This window comes from Occultella gossypii (assembly GCF_019947135.1).
Lineage (GTDB): Bacteria > Actinomycetota > Actinomycetes > Actinomycetales > Beutenbergiaceae > Occultella > Occultella gossypii.
Map to the genome: position 1 here is coordinate 168,089 of NZ_JAGSHT010000003.1, position 13,984 is coordinate 182,072.

The following is a 13,984-nucleotide window of genomic DNA, read 5'->3' on the forward strand; positions in this document are numbered from 1 at the left end:
TGACGGCCCCGGGTCCGAGGCCCGCCGGCCACGTCCGGACCCCGGGCCGATGCCGCATACGGCGCGCCCGCGATCGGATGGTGGGCATGCTCCTCATCGATCAACTCGTCAAACGCCACGGTACCCGGACCGTGCTCGATCACGTCGGCTTCGAGGCCCGCCCGGGCCGCGTGACCGCGTTCCTCGGCGCCAACGGCGCCGGCAAGTCCTCCACGCTGCGGATCCTGCTCGGGCTCGACCGGCCCGACGGCGGAACCGCCCTGGTCGACGGCCGTCCGTACCGGAGTCTGCGAGACCCGCTGCGCACCGTCGGGTCGATGCTCGACGGCTCCGGCGCGCACCGGGCCCGGACGGCGCGCGACCACCTGGCCTGGCTGGCCCGCAGCAACGGCATCGCTCGCCGGCGCGTCGGCGAGGTGCTGGACCAGGTCGGGCTCGCGTCCTCCGCCGGGGTCCGGGTCGGGCGCTTCTCGCTGGGCATGGGACAGCGGCTCGGGCTCGCGGCGGCGCTGCTCGGCGAACCGCGGGCACTCGTCCTGGACGAGCCGGTCAACGGGCTGGACCCGGAGGGCATCCGCTGGATGCGCGGCCTCCTGCGTGACCAAGCCGCCGCGGGCGGCACCGTGCTGCTGTCCAGCCACCTGATGGCCGAGGTCGCGGACGTGGCGGACGACCTCGTGGTGATCGCCGGCGGGCGGATCGTGAGGACCGGGACCCTCGCCGAACTCACCGCCGGGTACGACCGGCTCGAGGACGCGTTCTTCGCCCTCACCGGCGGCGACGAGGGAGCGCACCGATGAGCACGGGTGGCCTCCTCGCGGCCGAACTGCGCAAGACCGTGACCCTGCCCGCAGCCTGGGCGGGCATCGCGGTCGCGGTGCTCGGCTCGATCGCGATCACGGTGCTCAACGCGCTGACGACCCGGTCCGCGATCGACGCCGGCACACCGGAGCGGGTGGCGAACACGTCGGCGTTCGAGACCGCGTTCGCCGCGATGCCGCTGGGTACCGTCGGCGCGGTCGTCCTCGGCGTCGTCGTGATCAGCAGTGAGTACGCCGCGAACAGCACCGACGCCGGCGGCGGGCGGCAGATCACGGCCACCCTCGCCGCGATCCCACGCCGGGTGAGCCTCCTCGCTGCGAAGGCGACCGTGCTCGTCCTGCTCGTGACCGCCGTCGCCGCCCTCACCCTGCCCGCCACCGCGGGGATCGCGAACGCAGTCATCGGCGGCGCTGCGACCGAGACGGTGACGCCCGCGCAGGCGTTGGTACGCGGGCTCGGCGGCACGCTCTACTGGACGCTCACCGGGCTCATCGCCGCGGCGGTCACCCTGCTGACCCGAAGCGGACTGATCGCGCCGATCGTGCTGATCGCGAACAGTTCGGTGGTCTCGGTCTCCTTGCTGCTGACCAATCTCACCCCACTGGCGCACTGGCTGCCCGACCTCGCCGGCCGTCGGCTGTTCACCGGCGTGGACACCGTCGAGGGTGGGTTGGCCGCCGGCCCCGGTGCTCTCGTCATGACCGCGTGGACCGTGCTGCTCCTGACCGTGGCCGCGGTGGTCTTCCGCCGCCGGGACGCGTGATGGCCGCACGGGCCGTGGCCGCGGAGCTGGACAAGCTCCGGACGCTGCCGGTGGTCGCGTTCACGCTCATCGGCACGGTCGTCACCGCGGTCGTCATCGCCGCCGCACTGGCCGCGTCCGGGGCGGCCGCGGGGGCGCCGTCCTCGGTCGTCGAGCTCGTGCTGGCCGCGGTCCCGTTCGTGCAGGTCGGGATCATCCTGCTCGGCGTGCTGCCGGCCGGTCACGAGTACGACGGGCGCCAGATCGCCACCACGCTCGTCGCCCTACCCGACCGGGCGCGTTCGCTGGCGGGCAAGACCACGGCCGCGGCCGCCGTCGTGGGCGTCGGTGCGGCGCTGAGCATCGGCGCGGCGTTCGCGACCGCCGCGATCGCGACACATGTCACGGACCTGACGCTGACGGCGGATCGCGCCCCGTGGCGCCTGACCGGTGCGATCGCCTACCTCGCCGTGATCGGCCTGCTCGCCCACGCCGTCGCGGTGGCGGTGCGGCACCTTGTGCCGGCGCTGGTCGCGATGCTCAGCCTGATGGTGATCATCTCGCCCGTGGCCGCCGGTCTCACCGAGCACGCGCGCTGGCTCCCGGACCGGGCTGCGTCACAACTGTACGCAGACACGGACGCGGTGCTGACGGCTGCGACCGGCCCGCTCGTGGCCCTCGCCTGGCTCGCCGCGATCGGGACGGTCGGCGCACTCAGATTCATCCGTCTCGACCCCTGACCCGCGGGACGGGTCGGCGGCCGGGCGCCACGTGGGACGACCGGCGCAACCATGGCGACCCGGGCCGCCGATGTGGGGGAGGATCGACGCATGCGGGTCACCCAGTTGCGCGTCTATCCGGTGAAGTCCCTGGGCGGCCAGAAGGTGTCCAGTGCGCTTGTCGAGCCGTGGGGTCTGGCGGGGGATCGGCGCTGGGGCATCGTCGACGAGGCCGGGAAGAAGATCACGGCGCGCGAGCTGCGGGCCCTGCTCGGGCTGCGTGCCGAGGTGATCGGGGCGGACGCGATCCGGATCCACGCGGACTCCGGGAGCATCGTCGTGCAGAACCCACGCGGGGCCGCGCCGGTACCGGTCAGCCACGCCAGGCAGGGACTCGCCGTGCCGGCGGAGGACTGCGCGAGCGAATGGCTCAGTGCCCGGGTGGGGCGGCCGGTGCGACTCGTCTGGCAGGACGACCCCACTGCCCGGTCGGTCGACGCCGAGCACGGCGGGCGCCCCGGGGACTCGCTCACGCTGGCCGACGCCGGCCCGCTCCTACTGACATCCGAGGCGTCGCTGGCACAGCTGCAGGACTGGATCGACGCCGAGGCCGGGGAGCCGGATCCCGTGGGACTCGATCCCGACGACGTGAGTGGGCCGGGCGTCCTTGCCACGGTCGCGCGTAGGGTCGTCGCGCCGCTGAGCATGCTGCGGTTCCGGCCGAACGTCGTCATCGACGGCGAGGAGCCGTTCGCCGAGGACGGGTGGCCGACCGTGCGTATCGGCGACGTCGAGTTCCGGACCACCGAGATCTGCGACAGGTGCGTGATGACGACGATCGACCCGGTCACCCTCGTCGGTGGCAAGGAGCCCATCCGGACCCTGGCCCGGCACCGCCGGTGGGACCGTGCGACCTGGTTCGGCACCCGGCTGGTCCCGCTCGGCGGCGGGCAGTTGCGGGTGGGGGATCCAGTGGTGGCGGAGACGGCTCGATGACCTGGGTGGAGCTCGTGGACGGGGCGGCGACGCCACGGCAACAGCGTCTGGTCGCGGTCGGCACCGAGCTGCTGCATCGACGGTGGCCCGGGATCAGGCTGCGGACGTTCGCGCTGCCGGACGACGACGCGGTGCTGCTGGTGCAGCCGGTGCGTGGTGGGGTGTCGCTGTTCGTGGCTCCCGACGAGTCGGTCATGTTCTTCGCGTCGGCGATCGAGCCGGGCGCGGCCCTCGAGCTGTTCCGCTCCGGCATGCGCACCGACAAGGCGAACTTCGATCCCACGGAGCCCGAGGCCCGCGAGAGTCGTTAACACGCCACTGTGAGTACAAACAGTCGTTTGTGCTACCCTCGAGCTCAGCCCGAGCCCCATGAGTCGGAGGAGAGCCGTGAGCGCGCAACCCGCAAGCGAAGGTGACCTCGACCTCGCGCTGCGTGCGCTCGCCGACCCGAACCGCCGCGCGATCCTTGGCGTGATGCGGACCGGACCGCGCGCCGTCGGGCAGATCGCCACCGAACTCGGGCTGTCGCAGCAGACGACCTCCCACCACCTCGGCGTTCTGCGTGCCGCAGGCCTCGCGAGCCGGACGAAGGACGGGACCCGGCATCTCTTCGCCGTGAGCACGGACGGACTCGGCGCGGTGCGGTCCTACCTCGACGACTTCTGGCCCACGAAGCTCGTGGCCCTGAAGTCCGCGGTCGAGGGGCGGGCGGGGGCTGACCGTGGCTGAGTACACGACGTCGATCGAGATCGACGCACCGCAGTCCGCGGTCTTCGAGTACCTGACCACGGCCGAGGGCATGACCGCGTGGATGGGACAGCACGCCAGTCTCGATCCGCGCCCCGGCGGCGGGTTCGCCGTCGACATCGCGGGCTACGCGATCCGGGGCGAGTTCCTCACGGTCGAACCGCCGGAACGCGTGGTGGTCTCCTGGGGTGCCGCTGGGAGCCCGGACTTCCCGGCCGGATCATCCCTCGTCGAGTTCCGCCTGGCGCGGACGACCACCGGAACGCTGGTCGAGGTGACCCACTCGGGCCTGCCCGAGGCCCAGGTCGAGGGCCACGCGGACGGCTGGGTGCACTTCCTGGCCCGCCTGCGCACCGCGGCCGGCGGCGGCGTGCCCGGCACCGACACCTGGCACCCCATCAACGGCCTGACCATCGACGACACCGAGCAAGGGAGTACGCCATGACTCACCCCTCCGCGCATGCGACCGTTCTTGACTACCACCGGGCCTGGACCGGGGGAGATGTCGAGGCGGCGATGACTCTTGTCGCGGACGACATCACGTGTCGGGCTCCCGGCGTGGACCTGTCCGGCAAGGATGCCTATCGCGCCTTCATCGCGGGCTTCGCGCCGCAGCTCACCGGCATCGGAGATATCGCCGAGTTCGCGGACGGCGAGCGGGTGGCCCTCTTCTACTACCCGCAGACCGCAGCGACCACGACGGCGCCGGCGGGGGAGTGCTTCACGGTCCGGGACGGGAAGATCGTCGAGAGCGTGCTCGTCTTCGACCGCCTCTCCTACGGCCCACCCGCCGAGGGGTGAGCGATGGTTGTCACGACGCCCCAGGCCGAGCTGATCGACCGCCTCCGTGACCTGCTCGCGGGCGAACCCTCGACCCGCGAGGTGTCGATGTTCGGCGGCCGGTCCTTCATGGTGAACGACAAGATGGTCGTCAGCGCCCTGAAGCCCGGTGACCTGCTGGTCCGCGTCCCAGCCGATCGGCACGACGAACTGCTCGCCAGGCCCGGTGCCGAGCAGGCCGAGATGGGCGCCGGACGCACGATGGGACCGGGCTGGATCTCGGTCTCCGCGTCCCACATCGACACCGAAGCAGGTCTGTCCGAGTGGCTCGACGTCGCCCTCGCTCACAACCGGCGTGGGCCGGGCGGGGGCTGCGGTCCGGGCGAAGCGGGCGGGCCGGCCTGACGGTTCCGGGCCATCGCCCTCCGGGTCCAGAACGTGGTCAGCGCCACGAAGACCGTGTTCAGCACGATGGCCTGCACGCCGATGATGACGGTTGTTGCACCCTGCCCCTGCGCGATGACAAGGAAGACCGCGCCGACCACCGCGGCCGCCACCTGGATCCCAAGCACGATGCCCACCAGGCCGCTGGCACCGGGCTTCGCGCCGGCACCGAGCACGAGGAGCAGTAACACCGCGGCCACCGCCGCGACGACGGCGATGACTGTGATGACGACGCTGACGGTCGCGTTCGGCTCGGAGATGGCCCCGAACAACGTGTTCAGCCAGAGGGACGCGGCAGCGTAGACAAGGGTCAAGATGCCGAAGGCGATCCCCGCTGCGCGCGGTGAGATCACCTCAGACCACGAACTCCGGCCAGCGCGTCACATTCGCTCCCGTGATCGACAGACGCATGTTGTTGGACTGGGTCTGGATCGTGTTGCCGAGGTTCCAGCCGGCGCCGAGGATCGCGGCGACGGCCACCCCACCGGCCGCGATGATGATCAACACCCCCGCCGGGATCCCGACGATCGTCGCCGAGGAGGCCAGACCGCCCACGATCCCCGCGATCAGTGCCGCGAAGGCAGCGATGATGGCGCCGTAGAAGACGAACATCGCGGTGCGCAGGGCGTCCAGCGCGGCAACGACCTTGGTGGCGATCGTCTCGCCGATCGCTGCGATCGTGGCGTGCTGTTCGGTGGCCCGGTTCTTGTACTTGGTCGCCGCGTCGCCCGACCAGGAGTCATCGTCGGTGGCCAACTGTCCGGCGGTGACCGTCGAAGCGATCGAGCCGGAGGGGGTCGCCACGCTGGAGATCCAGTTCTCGCTCTGCGCGGAGACGCCGGCCGGGTCGCCGAAGCTCTCGATGATCGTGTTCACCCCCGCCCAGAAGTCATCCCACATCTGGATGACTCGCTGCCACACGCGGTTGATCTCGTCGAGGACCCACTGAAGCGCCGTCGGCACGAAGGACAGCACTCGGTTCACGGTGTCGACGAACGACTGCCACCGCTGTTGGACCTGCAGGATCAGTTGAACGATCTCGTCGATCAGATGCATGGTTCTTGCCTTCCTGGAGATGTCTCGAGTCGGTTGCGGGTGGCGATCAGCCGTCGAAGGTCCACATCGACCGATACTTGGCCGCCGCGGCCGTTTCGTTCGCGAGGTAGTCGGCGTGGACGGTCTGCAGGGTGGAGACGGTGGCGTTCAGCTCCTCCGCCCCGGCCTTGGTCAGCTGCTCCACGTGCGCACGGACCTCCTCGTAGGCCTGTGCGGCCGAGAGGTCGTTGCCGGTGAATGCCAGTTGTCCGAGGGTCATCCCGGTCAGGGCCGACGACATCGTGCTCATCCCGGTGGCGGCCTCCGCCCACTTCGTGGTGTCGGCGGCGAGGTTCTCGAGGGCGACTTCGAGGTCGGTCATGGTCCTGCTCCTAGCTGTCGTAGACGTCGGGCTTGAGGATGGCGGCCATCGCCTGCGGATCCTGCAGCCGGGACGCGATGGCGTTGAGATCGTCCACGGGGGCGAGGGCCGTGGCCGATTCGGTCGCGGAGGCAGCGAGGCCGTTCGTGATGGCCTCCGTCACCGCGCGGGAGATGTTGAATGCGTGCGAACGCTCGGCGAATGCCGGGTCGATCCGCACCTCGACAAGACCGCCGGCACCGTCGACGACGGCTTCCACGCCACGCTGGCGATCCTGGCCCACGGAGCGGGCCTGGCTGCGGCCCTCGACGGCGCTCATGGCGAACTCGATCGCCTGCTGGAGCGACTCGAGCTGGTCGATGAGGCCGCGGGTCGCGGCAGTGCCATCGATCGACGAGTCGCCGATCAGGTCCTCCAGGCGCGAGGCATACTGCTCGTGCCGCGGCGGAAGCGGTCGAGTTCTGGGATCCGGCTCCTCGTCGAGCTCCTGGAGCGCGCTGCCCCATTGCTCCGTCCGGCGCATGTTCGCCGCGACGAAGGCTTCGACCACTGCGGCTCCGAGTTCCTCCGGCTCGTACTCCTCCGACCACGCCTCCAGGATCGCGACCTCCCGGAACCGGCCTTCGCCGTCGAGCCGAACGGTCACCACCTCGGCCCGGTCGTTGCCATGGGCCGCGTCCAGTCGTTGCTGGGACGATTCGACTTGCTGCGTCATCCGATCCATGGAGTCCCGCAGATCCGCGAGCCTATCCAGATTCTCGTCCCGCATAGGGTGCGCTCCCCGCTTCCTCGTTCGGTGACTGTGCCGGGACCGACGATAGGGCCGAACCCGTCCCGAGCGACATGGGCCGACCTCCCCATCGGCGCCCGGCCGAACCGGGCACGGCCGTTACTGGATCGCGGACCGCCCGGGGATCAGTGCCGTGAACCGGCGCCCGCCGCCGGCGCGCTTCCTGGCCAGCACGCTGTCGAGGCGCTGGGCGAGCCGGGAGATGATGATGTTCACGATGACGTAGATGACCGTGATCACCAGGTATGTCTGGATCAGGTCGCCGGTGTTCGCGACCAGCACCCGCCCGCTCTGCATGAGCTCGCTGTAGCTGACCACGTACCCGAACGCGGTGTCCTTGACGACGATCACTGCCTGCGCCACCAGCGCCGGGACGACCACCCGCAGCGCCTGCGGGAAGATCACCAGCCGGAACGCCTGCGGCCCCGTCATGCCGACCGCTGCCGCGGCCTCGCCCTGCCCCCTCGGCAGCGCGAGCACGCCGGCCCGGAACACCTCGGCGAGGGTGGCCGCGGCGCACAGCCCGATCGGGATCACGAGCTTCCAGTACACGTCCGGGTTGATGCCGTACTGGGGCAGCGCGAACATGAAGATGTAGATGATGAGCAGCACGGGCACGGCCCGGAACGCCTCGATCACGGCGGTCGCCGGCCAGCGGAACCACGCGTGGTGGGACAGCCGCCCGACGGCGAGGAGCAGGCCGAGCGGCAGCCCGATGGCGGCCGCACCGAGTGCGGCCAGGCCGGTGTTGCCCAGGGCCCGGGCGAGGTAGCGCATCGTGGACGGCTGTAGGAGCTCACGCCACTTCGACGGCGCCAGCTGGCCGCTGGCGTAGAACTGGTAGTAGGCGAGGGCGAAGAGGCCGGCGATGGCCACCAGGGAGATCACCGTGACGATGGCGACCCGGCGGCGCGCCTTCGGCCCGACCGTGTCGAACAAGGCGTGCTGCATGCTCATCGCAGCACCCGCAACCGTGTCTCCATGCGAGCCCCGAAGGCCGCCGCGCCGAGGGAGATGGCCGCGTACAGCACGGCCGCCACGAGGAACGTGGTGATCCCCAGCGCCTCCTTGTTGTTGATGTAGGAGACGGTGCCGGTCAGGTCCCGGACCCCGACCACGGTGGCCAGGGAGGAGCTGAGCATGATCCCGATGAACAGGGTGACCGTCGGTCCGATCACCGTGCGGGTGGCCTGCGGCAGGATCAGCTCCCGGACGATGCCGCCGAACGTCAGCCCGATCGAGCGGGCCGCCTCGATCTGCCCGGCACCGATCGCGTTGATGCCGGTCCGGAACGTCTCGCACGCGAATGCGGTGCCGACCAGCGTCATCGCGATGATCACCCCGGGCACGAAGCCGGGGTTCAGGTTGATCTCCGGCAGCCCGTAGACCACCACGATGAGCAGGCTCACCAGCGGCACGTTGCGGAAGATCTCCACGTACACCGCGCCCGCAGCCCGCAGCGGCGGGATCGGGCTGATCCGGAACGTGGCCATGAGCAGCCCACCCGCCACGGAGGCGACGAACGCGATGACGGTGAGCACCGCCGTCGTCCCCAGACCACGCAACAGCGTGCCCAGGTACTCGGTCAGGATGATCTGCACCCGCGCGCCTCCTCGCTGCTCACCCGGCCGGCGCCCACTCGGGGGCGCCGGCCGGGCCAGGTGTGGGGGATCAGGAACCCTCGACGGAACCGATCACCGGGGGCTCGGGGGCGGTGTCGATATCGGCGCGGTCACCGATGGTGATCTGCCACAGTTCGGCCCAGGTGCCGTCGTCGATGATCTGCTGCAGCCATTCGTTGACGAACTCCTGCGCGTCGGAGTCCTTCGGCAGGCCGATGCCGTAGTTGTCGCCGGGGCCGAACGGCTCACCGACGATCTGCACGTCGTCGTTGGTGACGACGGCGTTGAGCAGCAGGCTCTGGTCGATCACGTAGGCGTCGGCGTTGCCCTGCTGGACGGCGGCGAGCGCCTGGGCGTGGTCGGGCAGTTCCAGGATGGTCGCGCCCGGCGCGAACTCCTCGAGCACGGTCACGCCGGTGGAGGCGGCCTGCGTGGCGACGGTGGCGCCGTCGAGGTCGTCCAGGCCGGTGATGTCGGAGTCGACCGGGACCAGGATGCCGCTCTGCGAGGAGTAGTACGGGCCCGCGAACGCGACCCGCGCGGCCCGCTCGGGGGTGATCGAGTACGTCGCGAAGATGGTGTCCACGGCGCCGGTCTCGAGCAGGTCCTCACGGGTGTCCACGGTGACCTGCTGCAGGTCCGTGTTCACCTCGCCGAGGATGTACCGGGACAGCAACTGGGACAGCGCGGCGTCGAAGCCCCGGGCCACGCCGGTGGTCGGGTCGAGCAGCGAGAACAGCTCCGAGGTCTCGGTGCCGCCCACGGTCAGCACGCCGGCCTCGCGGACCCCGTTGGCCCACTCGTTGGCCTCGACGGTCGCGTCGTCGGCGACGATGCCGTTGTCCAGCAGGTCCTGGTAGGCGGACGACTCGTCGCCGGCGCCATCGCCGTCGGTGCCCTCCTCTTCCGGGCTGCAGGCGACCAGGGCGACGGCGGCCAGGGAGAGTGCGGCGACGGCGGTCAGGCCCCGTCGGGTGGTCGTGCGGGTTCTCATGATGCCTCCGGAAAGGGTTCGCCACGGATATGCGTAGGAAGGCTACACAGGGCGCGGTCGCCAGCCTCCCACCGGTCCGATCGACCCACGACCGGACACGATGGGCGGCCCATCCCATGAGACGGCGGCACCTGCCTGCCGGACGGGTAGGTTCGGAGGATGGATCTCGCACTGTCGGATGTGGTCGCGACCCTGGAGCGGCGCTACCCACCGGGGACCGCGGAGGACTGGGACGCCGTCGGACTGGTGGTCGGTGAGCCCGATGCCCGGGTGGCGCAGGTGCTGTTCGCGATCGACCCGGTCGAGGCCGTGGTGGACGAGGCGATCGAACGCGGCGTGGACCTGCTCGTCACGCACCACCCGCTGTACCTGCGCGGCGTCACCTCGGTGGCCGCGACCGGTGCCAAGGGCCGCCTGGTGCACCGGCTGATCCGGGCCGGGATCGCCCTGTACGTGGCGCACACGAACGCCGACATCGCCGCCGGTGGGGTCAATGACGCCCTCGCCGCGGCCCTCGGCCTGACCGGCACCCGCCCCCTCGTGCCGGCACCCGCGCCCGCGCTGGACCTGCTCGTCACCTACGCGCCCGACGCCTCGGCGGAGCAGGTCCGGCGCGCGCTCGCGGCCGCCGGCGCCGGCGCGATCGGCGACTACGAGGGCTGCGCCTGGTCGGTGACCGGAACGGGTGAGTTCACGCCGAAGCCCGGGGCGAGCCCCGCCGTCGGGCAGGTCGGCGCCCACGAACGGCTCGCCGAGACCCGCCTCGAGATGGTGGTGCCCACTCCGGCGCGCGAGCAGGTGCTGGCCGCGCTGCGGGCGGCGCACCCCTACGAGGAGCCGGCGTTCTCCTTCCTGCCCACGCGTACGCCGTCGGGCACCACCGGCAGCGGCCGGATCGGCGACCTCGCCGAGCCGAGCACGCTCGCGGACTTCGCGCAGGCGGTCGCCCGGGCACTGCCGGCGACGGCGCACGGCGTCCGGGTCGCCGGCGCACCCGAGTCGGTGGTGCGGACGGTCGCCGTCAGCGGCGGCAGCGGGGACGCCTACCTCGATGCGGCCGCGGCCGCCGGGGCAGACGTGTACGTGACCGCGGACCTGCGCCACCACCGCGCGAGCGAGGCACTCGCCGAGCCGGGCGCGCCCGCCCTGATCGACGTGGCGCACTTTGCCAGCGAGTGGCCGTGGCTGCCGGTCGCCGCCGCGGACCTGGCCGCCGACACCGGCCTGGTGACGGGAGTCAGCACCCTCGTCACCGACCCGTGGACCGACCGGCTCGCCTCCGTCGTCCGGACTGATGGACGCAGGGGCGCCCCGGGTGTTTGATGGGCCCACCTGTCGATGAAGAGAGGTGGAGCCGATGACCGAACGGACCCTGATCGTCCTGCGGCATGCGAAGTCCGCGTGGGACACCGGTGAGCCGGACCACCTGCGTCCGCTGGCGCCACGCGGGCTGCGTGACGGTGTCGCCGCCGGCCGGGTGCTGGCCGGCCATGACCTCGATGTGGTGCTGTGCTCGACGGCCACCCGCGCCAGGATGACCTGGTTGCGGGCCGAACGCGGCGGGGCCAGGTGCGCGGACGTGCGCTTCGACGGCGCCCTGTACGGCGCGGACCCCGCCGACGTGATCCGGCTCGTGCGCGAACTGCCGGGCACCGCGCGCACCGCCCTGGTGATCGGGCACGAGCCCACCCTCGCCGAGTTCATCCTCGACGTCGCGCAGCCGTCCGACGTCACCGAACACGTCGCCGAGAAGTTCCCGACGGCGGCCCTTGCGGTACTGCGGTTCGGCGGCGGTTGGGGGCAGGTCACCTCCCGCGACGTACGGCTGGAGGACTTCGAGGTCCCCCGTGGTCGCGTCGGCGCCGACGACGATTAGGCTGAGCGTCACTCGATACACCGGAGGACATCTGTGAGCACTGCCCCCGTCGCCGATCAGCAACGCCTGCTGGACGTGCAGGCCATCGACACCCGCCTGGCCCAGCTGGCCCACCAGCGCCGATCCCACCCGAGCCTGGCGACGCTCGCCGAGTTCTCCAAGCGCGCCCAGGACCTGGAACGGGTCCGGGCGGAGACGGCCGTGGTGGTCAGCGACACCCGCCGTGAGCTGGCCAAGGCCGAGACCGACGTGGAGCAGGTCGCCAACCGGGCCGCCCGGGACCAGCAGCGCCTCGACAGCGGTTCCGGGTCCGCGAAGGATCTGCAGGCCATGACGCACGAGCTCGAGTCCCTCGGCCGCCGCAAGGCCGCGCTGGAGGAGGTCGAGCTCGAGGTCATGGAGCGGCTGGAGGCCGCCGAGGGCGAGGTCACCGCGGTCACCGCGCAGGCGGAGGCGCTGCGGGCCGACGCCGAGCGGCTCGAGGCCGAGCGGGACGCCGCGTTCGCCCAGCTCGACGAGGCGATCGCGAAGGCGCAGGCAGAGCGGGCCGCCGCCATCGAGGGGATCGACGCGAAGCTGCTCGCACTCTACGAGCGGGTCCGGTCCCAGACCGGCGGGCTCGCGGCCGTGGCGCTGCGCGGCGAGACCACCGAGGGCGTGAACCTCACGCTCAGCCTCACCGAGCGCGCGGCCATCCGGGACGCGCCGCCGGAGGACGTCATCCAGTCCGAGGACTACGGCTACATCCTGGTGCGGGTTTGAAGACGAAGGGTCGTTCATGAGCATGCACGCAGACGCGGCGGGCCGCGGCGCCACCGGGGTGGGGGAGCCCGTCACGGTGGCACTGGTCCGCCACGGCGAGACACCGATGACGCCCACCGGCGCCTACTCCGGGTCCGGGGTGCCCGGCCCTCCGTTGAACGACGCGGGCCGCGCCGAGGCGGCGCGAGCCGCGACGATCCTGGGCCGGCTCGGGTCCGACCTGTTCGACGACGTGCCCCCGCCGACGACGCTGATCACCTCCCCGATGGTGCGCACCCGCGAGACCGCGGAGGTGATCGCGGCCCACTTCGGGCTGTCCGCGCTCGTGGACGACCGGGCGAAGGAGTGCAACTTCGGCGAGTGGGAGGGCCTCAAGGAGGCCGAGATCGACGCCCGCTGGCCCGGGGAGCTCGACGCCTGGCACACCACCGGCACCACCGTTCCACCGGGCGGGGAGTCCATCGCGCAGGTCGGCGAACGCACCCACGCCCTGCTCCTGGACCTGCTCGCCGAACACGCCGGGTCCACCGTGGTGGTGGTCGCGCACGCGGTGACGATCCGTAGCGTCGTCGGGCAGTGCCTGCTCGCGCCGCCCGGTGGCTGGTGGCGGCTGCGGCTGCAGTCGGGGTCGGTGAGCGTGATCCAGGTGTACCCGGACGGGCTCGCGCAGGTGCTCGTGGCGGGGTTGCTCGACTAGCGGGCAGCCTCGAGCACGTCGGCCGAGGTGGCCTCGACGAACGTGCCGGCGATCCGGTCGTGGACCGTGCGGCCCTGGCCGATCAGGACCCCGGCGATCATCACGCCGATGATCGGGTAGGTCAGGACCGTCGCGGCGATGGTCATCGGGTCGGCGCGCTGGTAGCCCCCGAACGCCGCGCCGACGGCGACCGCGTGTCCGAGTTGCCACGGGATCGCGATCTTCATCGTGTTGCGCAGCAGTGCCCGCCCGAACGGGACGCCTCCGCCGTCGGCGGTGTTCACCCGCAGGCCGAACCGGCGCTTGCCCCACGTCGCACCGCCCGGGCCCGACTCCCGGCGGGCGGCGAGCAGGGTCGCGAGGATCGGGGGCACGGCGCTCATGGCGAACACCAGGGTCTGTTCCCGGCCCCAGCCGGCGTTCCTGGCAACGAGGCCGAGCGGCACGGTCGCGGCGGCGATGCCCAGGTAGCCCGCGCAGTCCAGGATGTACGCCTTGCCGCGCCTGCCCGCCAGTGGGTTCATGACAGCCCACGCTAACAAGGGGGCGTCGTGGCCCGGCTCATCCGCAAGGACG

21 protein-coding genes are annotated in these 13,984 nt (G+C 71.7%); 13 read left to right on the forward strand and 8 right to left on the reverse strand.

Features of this window, described 5'->3' with window-relative positions:
• Positions 1-86 precede the first annotated feature (86 nt).
• The 9 genes from KCQ71_RS04050 (at position 87) to KCQ71_RS04090 (ending at position 5,211) form a co-directional block, all read left to right on the forward strand.
• Complete coding sequence (locus KCQ71_RS04050) at positions 87-800, forward strand: ABC transporter ATP-binding protein (RefSeq protein ID WP_223403076.1); 714 nt, start codon at positions 87-89, stop codon at positions 798-800.
• Complete coding sequence (locus KCQ71_RS04055; protein WP_223403078.1) at positions 797-1,585, forward strand: ABC transporter permease; 789 nt, start codon at positions 797-799, stop codon at positions 1,583-1,585. The genes KCQ71_RS04050 and KCQ71_RS04055 overlap by 4 nt, the downstream gene beginning before the upstream one ends.
• Positions 1,585-2,304 carry a hypothetical protein gene (locus KCQ71_RS04060; RefSeq protein WP_223403080.1) on the forward strand — a complete coding sequence of 240 codons (720 nt, stop codon included), beginning with the start codon at positions 1,585-1,587 and terminating at the stop codon, positions 2,302-2,304. The genes KCQ71_RS04055 and KCQ71_RS04060 overlap by 1 nt, the downstream gene beginning before the upstream one ends.
• A 90-nt stretch (positions 2,305-2,394) precedes the next feature.
• Positions 2,395-3,279: an MOSC domain-containing protein gene (locus tag KCQ71_RS04065; RefSeq protein ID WP_223403082.1), complete on the forward strand. Its 885-nt coding sequence runs from the start codon at positions 2,395-2,397 to the stop codon at positions 3,277-3,279.
• Positions 3,276-3,590: a hypothetical protein gene (locus KCQ71_RS04070; protein WP_223403084.1), complete on the forward strand. Its 315-nt coding sequence runs from the start codon at positions 3,276-3,278 to the stop codon at positions 3,588-3,590. The genes KCQ71_RS04065 and KCQ71_RS04070 overlap by 4 nt, the downstream gene beginning before the upstream one ends.
• A 76-nt stretch (positions 3,591-3,666) precedes the next feature.
• On the forward strand, positions 3,667-4,008 hold the full coding sequence (locus KCQ71_RS04075) for an ArsR/SmtB family transcription factor (protein ID WP_223403091.1): 342 nt from the start codon (positions 3,667-3,669) through the stop codon (positions 4,006-4,008).
• Entirely contained in the window at positions 4,001-4,471 is a 471-nt protein-coding gene (locus KCQ71_RS04080; RefSeq protein WP_223403093.1) for an SRPBCC family protein, read from the forward strand. Before KCQ71_RS04075 ends, KCQ71_RS04080 begins: the two co-directional genes overlap by 8 nt.
• A complete protein-coding gene (locus tag KCQ71_RS04085) occupies positions 4,468-4,827 on the forward strand; it encodes a nuclear transport factor 2 family protein (protein WP_223403095.1) in 360 nt (119 codons plus the stop codon). Before KCQ71_RS04080 ends, KCQ71_RS04085 begins: the two co-directional genes overlap by 4 nt.
• A gap of 3 nt (positions 4,828-4,830) precedes the next feature.
• Positions 4,831-5,211, forward strand: coding sequence for a TfoX/Sxy family protein (locus tag KCQ71_RS04090; protein WP_223403097.1), 381 nt, complete (start codon positions 4,831-4,833; stop codon positions 5,209-5,211).
• On the opposite strand, the gene KCQ71_RS04095 is transcribed toward KCQ71_RS04090, so the two are convergent.
• The 7 genes from KCQ71_RS04095 to KCQ71_RS04125 all read right to left on the reverse strand — a co-directional run bounded on the left by KCQ71_RS04095 (position 5,151) and on the right by KCQ71_RS04125 (position 10,073).
• Entirely contained in the window at positions 5,151-5,564 is a 414-nt protein-coding gene (locus KCQ71_RS04095; RefSeq protein ID WP_223403099.1) for a hypothetical protein, read from the reverse strand. The two genes, KCQ71_RS04090 and KCQ71_RS04095, sit on opposite strands and share 61 nt — an antisense overlap.
• A 40-nt stretch (positions 5,565-5,604) precedes the next feature.
• Positions 5,605-6,306: a hypothetical protein gene (locus KCQ71_RS04100; RefSeq protein ID WP_223403101.1), complete on the reverse strand. Its 702-nt coding sequence runs from the start codon at positions 6,304-6,306 to the stop codon at positions 5,605-5,607.
• A 46-nt stretch (positions 6,307-6,352) separates the two neighbouring features.
• Positions 6,353-6,667: a hypothetical protein gene (locus KCQ71_RS04105; RefSeq protein WP_223403102.1), complete on the reverse strand. Its 315-nt coding sequence runs from the start codon at positions 6,665-6,667 to the stop codon at positions 6,353-6,355.
• A gap of 10 nt (positions 6,668-6,677) precedes the next feature.
• On the reverse strand, positions 6,678-7,436 hold the full coding sequence (locus KCQ71_RS04110) for a YbaB/EbfC family nucleoid-associated protein (RefSeq protein WP_504739591.1): 759 nt from the start codon (positions 7,434-7,436) through the stop codon (positions 6,678-6,680).
• Between the two features lie 120 nt (positions 7,437-7,556).
• A complete protein-coding gene (locus KCQ71_RS04115; protein ID WP_223403104.1) occupies positions 7,557-8,414 on the reverse strand; it encodes an amino acid ABC transporter permease in 858 nt (285 codons plus the stop codon).
• On the reverse strand, positions 8,411-9,058 hold the full coding sequence (locus KCQ71_RS04120) for an amino acid ABC transporter permease (RefSeq protein ID WP_223403106.1): 648 nt from the start codon (positions 9,056-9,058) through the stop codon (positions 8,411-8,413). Before KCQ71_RS04120 ends, KCQ71_RS04115 begins: the two co-directional genes overlap by 4 nt.
• Positions 9,059-9,128: 70 nt before the next feature.
• Complete coding sequence (locus KCQ71_RS04125; RefSeq protein ID WP_223403108.1) at positions 9,129-10,073, reverse strand: transporter substrate-binding domain-containing protein; 945 nt, start codon at positions 10,071-10,073, stop codon at positions 9,129-9,131.
• A 159-nt stretch (positions 10,074-10,232) separates the two neighbouring features.
• Between KCQ71_RS04125 and KCQ71_RS04130 the strand changes: the two genes are divergently transcribed.
• Genes KCQ71_RS04130 through KCQ71_RS04145 form a run of 4 tightly spaced genes read left to right on the forward strand, consistent with a single transcriptional unit; the run spans position 10,233 to position 13,408 of the window.
• Complete coding sequence (locus KCQ71_RS04130) at positions 10,233-11,396, forward strand: Nif3-like dinuclear metal center hexameric protein (RefSeq protein ID WP_223403116.1); 1,164 nt, start codon at positions 10,233-10,235, stop codon at positions 11,394-11,396.
• 34 nt (positions 11,397-11,430) lie between these two features.
• The gene (locus tag KCQ71_RS04135) at positions 11,431-11,949 is read left to right on the forward strand and encodes a SixA phosphatase family protein (RefSeq protein WP_223403118.1); all 519 of its coding nucleotides are present in this window, start codon (positions 11,431-11,433) and stop codon (positions 11,947-11,949) included.
• Between the two features lie 33 nt (positions 11,950-11,982).
• Positions 11,983-12,711, forward strand: a complete 729-nt coding sequence (locus tag KCQ71_RS04140; protein ID WP_223403120.1) for a zinc ribbon domain-containing protein — start codon at positions 11,983-11,985, stop codon at positions 12,709-12,711.
• Positions 12,712-12,727: 16 nt separating this feature from the next.
• Entirely contained in the window at positions 12,728-13,408 is a 681-nt protein-coding gene (locus KCQ71_RS04145) for a histidine phosphatase family protein (RefSeq protein WP_223403122.1), read from the forward strand.
• Here KCQ71_RS04145 and KCQ71_RS04150 read toward each other — a convergent pair.
• A complete protein-coding gene (locus tag KCQ71_RS04150) occupies positions 13,405-13,932 on the reverse strand; it encodes an RDD family protein (RefSeq protein ID WP_223403124.1) in 528 nt (175 codons plus the stop codon). The two genes, KCQ71_RS04145 and KCQ71_RS04150, sit on opposite strands and share 4 nt — an antisense overlap.
• Between the last annotated feature and the right edge of the window lie 52 nt (positions 13,933-13,984).

Bases quoted from the DNA above. Each gene is read 5' to 3' on its own strand.
- KCQ71_RS04130 (WP_223403116.1), top strand. From the start codon at position 10,233: ATGGATCTCGCACTGTCGGATGTGGTCGCGACCCTGGAGCGGCGCTAC.
- KCQ71_RS04110 (WP_504739591.1), bottom strand. From the start codon at position 7,436: ATGCGGGACGAGAATCTGGATAGGCTCGCGGATCTGCGGGACTCCATG.
- KCQ71_RS04125 (WP_223403108.1), bottom strand. From the start codon at position 10,073: ATGAGAACCCGCACGACCACCCGACGGGGCCTGACCGCCGTCGCCGCA.
- KCQ71_RS04105 (WP_223403102.1), bottom strand. From the start codon at position 6,667: ATGACCGACCTCGAAGTCGCCCTCGAGAACCTCGCCGCCGACACCACG.
- KCQ71_RS04055 (WP_223403078.1), top strand. From the start codon at position 797: ATGAGCACGGGTGGCCTCCTCGCGGCCGAACTGCGCAAGACCGTGACC.
- KCQ71_RS04150 (WP_223403124.1), bottom strand. From the start codon at position 13,932: ATGAACCCACTGGCGGGCAGGCGCGGCAAGGCGTACATCCTGGACTGC.
- KCQ71_RS04070 (WP_223403084.1), top strand. From the start codon at position 3,276: ATGACCTGGGTGGAGCTCGTGGACGGGGCGGCGACGCCACGGCAACAG.
- KCQ71_RS04060 (WP_223403080.1), top strand. From the start codon at position 1,585: ATGGCCGCACGGGCCGTGGCCGCGGAGCTGGACAAGCTCCGGACGCTG.
- KCQ71_RS04065 (WP_223403082.1), top strand. From the start codon at position 2,395: ATGCGGGTCACCCAGTTGCGCGTCTATCCGGTGAAGTCCCTGGGCGGC.
- KCQ71_RS04115 (WP_223403104.1), bottom strand. From the start codon at position 8,414: ATGAGCATGCAGCACGCCTTGTTCGACACGGTCGGGCCGAAGGCGCGC.
- KCQ71_RS04145 (WP_223403122.1), top strand. From the start codon at position 12,728: ATGAGCATGCACGCAGACGCGGCGGGCCGCGGCGCCACCGGGGTGGGG.
- KCQ71_RS04100 (WP_223403101.1), bottom strand. From the start codon at position 6,306: ATGCATCTGATCGACGAGATCGTTCAACTGATCCTGCAGGTCCAACAG.
- KCQ71_RS04050 (WP_223403076.1), top strand. From the start codon at position 87: ATGCTCCTCATCGATCAACTCGTCAAACGCCACGGTACCCGGACCGTG.
- KCQ71_RS04135 (WP_223403118.1), top strand. From the start codon at position 11,431: ATGACCGAACGGACCCTGATCGTCCTGCGGCATGCGAAGTCCGCGTGG.
- KCQ71_RS04085 (WP_223403095.1), top strand. From the start codon at position 4,468: ATGACTCACCCCTCCGCGCATGCGACCGTTCTTGACTACCACCGGGCC.
- KCQ71_RS04090 (WP_223403097.1), top strand. From the start codon at position 4,831: ATGGTTGTCACGACGCCCCAGGCCGAGCTGATCGACCGCCTCCGTGAC.